1 protein-coding gene is annotated in these 1903 nt (G+C 32.9%); it reads right to left on the minus strand.

What is annotated here, in order from left to right:
* Positions 1 to 101: 101 nt before the first annotated feature.
* On the minus strand, positions 102 to 1874 hold the full coding sequence (locus RBH29_RS17500; RefSeq protein ID WP_306698297.1) for an IS1634 family transposase: 1773 nt from the start codon (positions 1872 to 1874) through the stop codon (positions 102 to 104).
* Between the last annotated feature and the right edge of the window lie 29 nt (positions 1875 to 1903).

Consider the following 1903-nt stretch of genomic DNA (forward strand, 5'->3'; position numbering starts at 1 on the left):
CTTGAGTTTTGCAGTACATACGTTCTTTTTAAGCCTTAAAATCACTGTTCGCAAGGGGTTCAAGACTTTACTTATTGCATAAAAGTGTTGTGAAATTTGTCTTATTTCGTAGTTTTTAAAATATTTTTTATCTCACTTAGGGTCATGGTCTTTTTCCCTAAATCCAGATTGAATATCTTCTCTGCTATTCTTAAAAAATCATCTCGATAATCAAAAAGATAATAATTTTGTTCAAGGTAAGAACAGCCATAGTTGGTCAAGCTTTCCCTTATTTCTTTTACTGAAAACTGGTGATTTGTCATGCTTTCCAATAGTCTCATAATTATCAATGTTATAAAACAGATAAGAAAGTGTGCTTCGATATGATTATCCAATCGCACGTGTATAGGTCTTGTTTTAAACTCACTCTTAATAATCTTAAAAGATTCCTCGATCTTCCATAAACCGCGGTATATGTCCCGAATTTCTTTATCAGAGAGGTTTTTTTCACTTGTTACAATAGAATAGTATCCATCATACTTTTCTTCTTCTGCTATCTTCTTAAGGTCAAGAGAAAGATTTTTTCCATCTGCGATTTCCCCTGTATCTTTTACGAAAGAAAGATTTTTCACATACCCAGTAGATCCATAGCTTGTGGCTTGTGTATACTTCCTTGGATTTTTAATTAAATCTTTTGCCTTTTCTAAAACACGATTTCTGTCCTTGCGTTGTTTTTCGGCATATTTCTTGGAGTAATATGCTAGTTGTTTTTGATAAATCGGCATTGTTAGTGTTCGGTTTCCAGCTTGGTTTTTAAGTTGTATAGTTTTAGCAAAGATTCTTGATTTATGAATAAAGGTTATTTCTTCACCGTTTTCGTCCAATTCTTTCGTTATTTTATAATTATTTTTATCTAGTACCCATTTTCTGAATTCTTTATCAGCACCAATAACACTTTGACCATATACATATCCGTCATGACCTTCTGAATCATCGTCATTTACACCTGAGAGAAAGGCTTTGTTATCGCTGGTGTTAAGTCCCCGATCTGCCACTGCAATCACACGTTCCATCCCGAAGTCTTTTTTTAGTCGACGAATTGCGGGAAGTATAGAGGTCTTTTCGCTTTCGTTTCCAGAGAAGGTATTAAAGGTCATGGGGATTCCATTCTCATCCATAAGCAATCCCATCTGTATAATTGGTGTTTTTCGATGTTCCTTAGAAGGTCCCTTCTTTCGTGTCCCTTTTTTTAAAATATTCCCGTCCTTATCGTACTCATCTTCATCATTATACGGAATTTCAAAGTAGAAATTAGTTACATCATAGTATCCAATTTGAGTACTGATTGGCACTAATTTTTTAACCCTGCTATATACATGGGCTTGAAGTTGTTTTGAGTATTTAGAGAACCAATTAAGTGACCGATAAACGTCATCTAAAGAAAATGAGAATGAATCAAAGAAAACATCTTTCTCTTCGTAGGCTTTCTTTTTTGATGCTGGAAAAAGAAAACGGTTGAAGACTAAGAGACTGAAAATCTGGTTTAGGTTATACTTTTGTTTAATCTGTCTTTGTTTATTTTGAAAGAAAGCAGTAATGTCCAACAAAGCATATATATGTTTAGGAATAACATATCCAAGATTTTTACGCAAAGAGCATTGATCTGCTAATCGTTGATTTGACAGTATTTCAATACTACGTGTTGCTTCAAGATCACTGTTACGTTCTTTGGCTATAGATTTGAAGTGAGAAATAGGATCATCATAAATTTTTTTTAAATCTTCAAGATAACCAATTTTTTCAATAGTTTTCTGTTTAGATTTCCCATTTTCTCGATATCCTTGAACAAAAGAAAGATAAATTTTCCCATTGCTTATACTTTTTTTAAGAAACATGTCACACCTCCATAAATATATATCTATTA

This window comes from Herbivorax alkaliphila (genome assembly GCF_030848475.1).
Taxonomy (GTDB): domain Bacteria; phylum Bacillota; class Clostridia; order Acetivibrionales; family Acetivibrionaceae; genus Herbivorax.